We start from the raw sequence: 5,723 nt of genomic DNA, 5'->3' as shown, positions 1-5,723 counted from the left end.
CTAACCTTGAACCCATCCTCCAAATAAACGATTTAAGAAATGATAAACGAATTCAATATGGCTATGGCAAACGCAATGTTCTTAAAATGAAAGATGAAATTGACCGTGGGAATTTTGCAGTAGGTTTTGGTTTAGTCCCTTTAGACGTTGAAGAGATAAAGGCAATAGCTGATGCAGGATTGGTTATGCCCCCAAAAAGCACATACATTGAACCAAAACTCAGAAGCGCGCTAGCTATATTCGATTTAAGTACATCAGAGAGTTAAAGATGAATCTTAATGCCAGCTCATAGCAGATATATAAGAAGAGCAGAGCGGTCATACAAAGTATATAATTGACTAATTTCAAATTAAAAATAAGTGTCCATAAAAAAAAATCTTCTTAAAATTCTTGATGATCTTCCCAAAGAGATAATCCTGGTAGCTGTATCCAAAACAAAATCCAATGAAGAAATAATGGAAGCCTATAAAGCGGGTCAGCTTATTTTTGGGGAAAACAAAATTCAGGAAATGGCTCTTAAATGGAGTGAATTACCCAAAGATATTGAATGGCATATGATAGGACATGTGCAAACCAATAAGGTAAAATACATGGGTGAGTTTGTATCATTAATTCATGGCGTGGATAGCCTTAAACTCCTAAAAGAGATTAACAAACAAGCCATAAAACATAATCGTAAGATTAACTGCTTACTTCAAATGCATATTGCTCAGGAACAAACAAAATTTGGGCTAAATGAAATAGAGTTATTTGAATTAATCGGTTCAGATGAGTTTGGAAATCTCAAAAACGTGAATGTAAAGGGATTGATGGGTATGGCTACTTTTACTGATAATGAAGTACAAATACGTAAGGAATTTTCATATTTAAATTCAATCTACTTAAAATTAAAAAATAGAATACCTGAGGTAAATGTACTATCAATGGGAATGAGTGGAGATTATAGAATTGCAATTCAGCAAGGCAGCACAATGGTACGCATAGGAAGTAGTATCTTTGGTATTAGAAATAATTAATGTAAATAGTTATACCACAATTTTGTTATAAAACAGTACATGTACGCCATACTTGACATAGAAACTACGGGAGGAAAATATAATGAAGAAGGGATTACCGAAATTGCTATTCATAAATTTGACGGACATAAGGTTGTAGACAAATTCATAAGTCTTGTAAATCCAGAAAAGGAAATACAACCTTTTGTAGTTAATCTGACCGGAATTAATAACAAAATGTTGCGTACCGCTCCTAAATTTTATGAAGTGGCAAAACGCATTGTTGAAATAACGAGAGATACCATCATTGTGGCGCACAATGCTCAGTTTGATTATAGAATCCTACGCACGGAATTTCGAAGATTAGGATTTGATTTTGAGAGGAAAACCCTTTGTACAGTTGATTTGTCAAAAAGGTTGATCCCGGATGCAGAATCGCACAGCCTTGGCAAACTGGTACGCTCATTAGGTATCCCAGTAAGTGACCGTCATAGAGCTAACGGTGATGCATTGGCCACATTAAAATTATTCAAACTTCTACTTACTAAAGACATTGATAAATCTATAATTAGAGAAATTGTACGTGAAGAGTCTCTGGGAGAACTCTCACAAAGGCAATTGGATATTGTTGAAAGTATGCCAACAGAAGTCGGCGTATATTACATGCACAATAAAGATGGTGACATAATTTTTTTAGGCAAAAGTAACAATATCAAAAAACGTGTTAACCGTCATTTTTTAAAAAGCGGGGAATTGGCTAGACAAATTCAAAAAGAGACCAAAAAGGTTACGTATGAAAAAACCGGTAATGAATTAGTGGCATTGTTAAAAGAAAATGAAGAACTCCTAAAGATTAAACCCAAATTCAATATACTAGTCAAAAAAATTACAACCTCAAATAAAAAACATCAAGTACAAATAAATGGCTATGACGCATTATCAAATAATTTAATCATTGTCGATAAGGGCAGGGAAATTGGTGAGCACAGTGCCATACTAATCAAGAATGGGGAGTTTAATGGTTTGGGTTTCTATAACCTTAATTATCAAATTAATAATATTCATATCTTAGAATCAATTATTACCCCTATGAGTAGCTCTCGGAATGCCAGGAAAATTATTGAATGGTACCTGAGAGAAAAAAAAGTACTTGAGATTATTGAATTGAAAAACCACCAGTGACAGATACAAAGACAGAATTTAAACCAAAAAAAGGCTGGAAATATAAGCTTCACGAAATAATTTATGGCACTCATACGCCGGCAGGTAAGCTATTTGATATAGTTCTGCTAATAGTAATTGTATATAGTGTTATTATTGTTATGCTGGAGAGTATTCCAAGAATAGACACCAAATATCATTCATTTCTAGATACTTCAGAATGGGTAGTTACTATATTGTTTACGTTAGAATACATCCTGCGTATTATCTGTATTAAAAAGCCAAAAAAGTATATTTTTAGTTTTTTCGGCGTCATAGATCTTCTTTCTACCATCCCGAAATACTTGTCCTATTTCGTAGGAGGATCACAGTACATAACAGCGTTTAGGGCTTTGCGCTTATTGCGTGTATTTCGAATTCTTAAACTGGTTAGATTTGTTGGGGAATCTAATAACTTATTAAGGGCCTTAAGGGCCAGTAGAACTAAGATCTTGGTCTTTGTATTTTTTGTTTTGGTCATCTCAATTTTACTGGGCACTATCATGTATTTAGTAGAGGGACCGGAGCATGGATTTAACAGCATCCCTCATAGCGTATATTGGACCATTGTAACCCTTACAACGGTTGGGTATGGGGATATTTCCCCGGAAACCGGTCTGGGACAGATGATTGCCACCTTAATTATGATTATTGGTTATGGGATAATCGCAGTTCCTACAGGAATAGTATCTGCTGAATACGCATCTGGGAACAAAGAAGACAAAGAGACCGATATGGGACGGAGTTGTAGTTCCTGTGGCACGGAAATCCTGAGGACAGATGCGGAGTATTGCAGAAGCTGCGGTAATAAATTAAGTGATGACTAATGTCGCGTAAATACCTTCTTACAGTTGTAGGGCCCACTGCAATAGGTAAAACAAAATTAGCTATAGACCTCGCAACATATTTCAATACAGAGATCATCTCCGCGGACTCCAGACAGTTTTTCAAGGAAATGTCAATAGGTACTTCGGTGCCTTCCAAATATGAATTAGAATCAGTACCACATCATTTTATTCAACATAAGAGTATTCATGAAATATACAATGTAGGCGATTTTGAAAAGGATGCCCTGAATGTTCTCGATAACATTTTTAAGAAATATGATATTGCTATCATGGTGGGCGGCAGCGGCTTATATATTAATTCGGTTATTTATGGCTTAGACTCTTTCCCGGAGGTTGATAGGGAAATAAGAACCAAATTAAACACCATTTATAAGCAGGAAGGAATCCAAGTTTTACAAAATAAACTTAAAGAACTGGACGAAGATTATTATGCGAAAGTAGATATTCAAAATCCCCATAGGATTATTCGTGCTCTGGAAATATGCCTGGGTACCGGTAAAACTTATTCTTCCTTTATAAATAAAAAAAAACCTCCTCGACCTTTTACTTCATTTGTGATAGGCCTTTCGATGGAAAGAAGCCTGTTGTATGACAAAATAAATAAACGGGTGGATAGCATGATTGAAAGCGGACTTATAGAGGAAGCCAGATCATTATATAAATACAAACATTTAAATGCCTTACAAACAGTTGGTTATACAGAGCTTTTTAGCGTATTTGATGGAATATGGGATCTGGATTTTGCTATTTCAGAAATAAAGAAGAATACACGTAGATTTGCAAAAAGGCAATTGACATGGTTTCGAAAAAATGAGGATATTATTTGGCTAGATGTCTCTACTCCTATTGATGAGATATTGGATAAAATTAAGTATTTAAAAAAGGACATGTAGAATGATAAAGACAGTTCCAAAAATTTACTTTATTATGGGGGTTTCAGGATGTGGTAAATCTACTATTGGGAGATTATTGGCAAAAGAACTCAAAGTACCTTTCTATGATGGGGATGATTATCATTCTAAAACCAATGTAAAAAAAATGGCTGGCGGACAGCCGTTAACTGATAATGATCGAATGGGCTGGTTATTAAGACTAAATGAAATAGCTCTTTCCAGGCGTGAAGAAGGTGCAATTATAGGTTGTTCCGCATTAAAAGAATCCTACAGGCAAATATTGGATGCTAATCTTCAGGAAAATGCAAGATGGATTTATCTTAGTGGTTCTTTTGAAGATGTACTGAATCGCTTGAACCAAAGAAAAGGTCATTTTATGCCAGTTAAACTTCTTGAGTCCCAGTTTGAGACCCTGGAGGTACCGAAAAAAGCCATAAAGGTTTCAATAAATAAGGCTCCGGAAGAAATAGTAAACCAGATCTTAGGGTTCATTTAGATTACTAAAAAAGGCATCCACTATGGGATGCCTAATTCTATTTAACTTTTATAATTTACTGCGTTTTTACTACAAGTCTGAAACCTTCGCCATGAATATTTAAAATCTCAACCACATCATCTCTTTTGAGATACTTACGCAATTTGGCGATATAAACATCCATACTTCTGGATGTGAAATAATTGTCATCGCGCCATATCTTAGTCAAAGCCAACTCCCTGGGCATAAGGTCATTCTCATGCAAAGCCAGCAACCTCAACAATTCATTTTCCTTTGGTGAGAGTTTTATTGGCTCTTCTTCCAGGTATTTAAGAAACCTTAGCTTAGAATTTAAGTGAAAATTTCCAATATTAAATTCAAATTGTTTGCTATCAGCCAAGGTATTAGAAGCTTTTCTCTGAAGAATAGCCCTTAATTTCATAAGCAAAACTTCAGAATCAAATGGTTTGTTCAAATAATCGTCAGCACCTGCTTTATAACCTTTTAGAACGTCTTCTTTCATCGTTTTGGCTGTAAGAAAAACGATTGGAACATTTTCATTCTTCTCCCGAATTTCCCTTGCCAGGGTAAACCCATCCTTATAAGGCATCATCACATCCAATATACAGACGTCATAATTGTCTTTTTTAAACTTCTCAAAACCTTCCATTCCGTTTTTTGCCAAAGTAACATCAAAATCGTTCATGGATAGGTAGTCTTTTAAAACAATTCCAAAATTTGGATCGTCTTCAACTAAAAGTATTTTTTTGTTTGCTGTTTCCATAAATTTTTATATTAATGGTAGTTTAATATAGAAGCTACTTCCTTTATCTTTTTCACTTTCTGCATAAACTTCCCCTTGGTGATCTTCTACAATTTTTTTAACATAAGCTAACCCCAGCCCATGTCCTTTAACATTATGTATATTTCCGGTGTGTTCTCTATAAAATTTTTCAAATACTTTTTTTAACACCGCTTTACTCATTCCTGCACCCTGATCTTGTATCCTAATGATAATAAAATTATTGGCAATCTCCGTAAAAACATCAATTTTTGGTGCTTCTGGTGAATATTTCACAGCATTATCCAAAATGTTTACAATCACATTTCTAAAATGCATCTCATTTGCCAACACTTCTGATCTTACAGCATCTAAATTGGTGTGAATGTATCCTCCCCTATCCTTTACAATAAGCTGAACATGAGTAATTGACTTTTTAATAATGTCGTGAACATCTACCCTGTCCTTACTTATATCTAGTTGATTTTTTTCTAGTTTTGAGATTCTAAGAACATTTTCAACCTGAGCATG

7 protein-coding genes and 1 pseudogene are annotated in these 5,723 nt (G+C 34.7%); 6 read left to right on the top strand and 2 right to left on the bottom strand.

Annotated elements, in window-relative coordinates; translation table 11 throughout:
* The 6 genes and pseudogenes from WBN20_RS01025 to WBN20_RS01000 form a co-directional block, all read left to right on the top strand.
* A pseudogene (locus WBN20_RS01025) lies at nucleotides 1–266 on the top strand (DUF1015 domain-containing protein); the annotation flags it as partial.
* Between the two features lie 93 nt (nucleotides 267–359).
* Nucleotides 360–1,016, top strand: a complete 657-nt coding sequence (locus WBN20_RS01020; protein WP_424272273.1) for a YggS family pyridoxal phosphate-dependent enzyme — start codon at nucleotides 360–362, stop codon at nucleotides 1,014–1,016.
* A 39-nt stretch (nucleotides 1,017–1,055) separates the two neighbouring features.
* Entirely contained in the window at nucleotides 1,056–2,177 is a 1,122-nt protein-coding gene (locus WBN20_RS01015) for an exonuclease domain-containing protein (protein ID WP_424280392.1), read from the top strand.
* Nucleotides 2,174–3,022 carry an ion transporter gene (locus WBN20_RS01010; protein ID WP_424280391.1) on the top strand — a complete coding sequence of 283 codons (849 nt, stop codon included), beginning with the start codon at nucleotides 2,174–2,176 and terminating at the stop codon, nucleotides 3,020–3,022. The genes WBN20_RS01015 and WBN20_RS01010 overlap by 4 nt, the downstream gene beginning before the upstream one ends.
* Nucleotides 3,022–3,936 (top strand): tRNA (adenosine(37)-N6)-dimethylallyltransferase MiaA, encoded by a 915-nt coding sequence (miaA, locus tag WBN20_RS01005; RefSeq protein WP_424280390.1) that lies wholly within the window; start codon nucleotides 3,022–3,024, stop codon nucleotides 3,934–3,936. The genes WBN20_RS01010 and miaA overlap by 1 nt, the downstream gene beginning before the upstream one ends.
* Before the next feature lies 1 nt (nucleotide 3,937).
* On the top strand, nucleotides 3,938–4,432 hold the full coding sequence (locus tag WBN20_RS01000; RefSeq protein WP_424280389.1) for a gluconokinase: 495 nt from the start codon (nucleotides 3,938–3,940) through the stop codon (nucleotides 4,430–4,432).
* Nucleotides 4,433–4,487: 55 nt separating this feature from the next.
* Here WBN20_RS01000 and WBN20_RS00995 read toward each other — a convergent pair whose 3' ends face one another.
* Both WBN20_RS00995 and WBN20_RS00990 read right to left on the bottom strand, forming a co-directional pair.
* Nucleotides 4,488–5,195 (bottom strand): response regulator transcription factor, encoded by a 708-nt coding sequence (locus WBN20_RS00995; protein ID WP_424280388.1) that lies wholly within the window; start codon nucleotides 5,193–5,195, stop codon nucleotides 4,488–4,490.
* Nucleotides 5,196–5,201: 6 nt separating this feature from the next.
* Nucleotides 5,202–5,723: sensor histidine kinase (locus WBN20_RS00990; RefSeq protein WP_424280387.1), on the bottom strand; the 522-nt coding region annotated here is incomplete at its 5' end.

It is taken from the genome of Eudoraea sp. (assembly GCF_049665975.1).
Classification (GTDB): domain Bacteria; phylum Bacteroidota; class Bacteroidia; order Flavobacteriales; family Flavobacteriaceae; genus Eudoraea.
Note: the sequence above shows the minus strand (reverse complement) of the source record. Positions and strands in the feature narration are given on the sequence as shown.

What these genes read in the sequence shown, in the direction of transcription:
- WBN20_RS01015 (WP_424280392.1), top strand. Translation starts at nt 1,056, where the DNA reads ATGTACGCCATACTTGACATAGAAACTACGGGAGGAAAATATAATGAA.
- miaA (WP_424280390.1), top strand. Translation starts at nt 3,022, where the DNA reads ATGTCGCGTAAATACCTTCTTACAGTTGTAGGGCCCACTGCAATAGGT.
- WBN20_RS01000 (WP_424280389.1), top strand. Translation starts at nt 3,938, where the DNA reads ATGATAAAGACAGTTCCAAAAATTTACTTTATTATGGGGGTTTCAGGA.
- WBN20_RS00995 (WP_424280388.1), bottom strand. Translation starts at nt 5,195, where the DNA reads ATGGAAACAGCAAACAAAAAAATACTTTTAGTTGAAGACGATCCAAAT.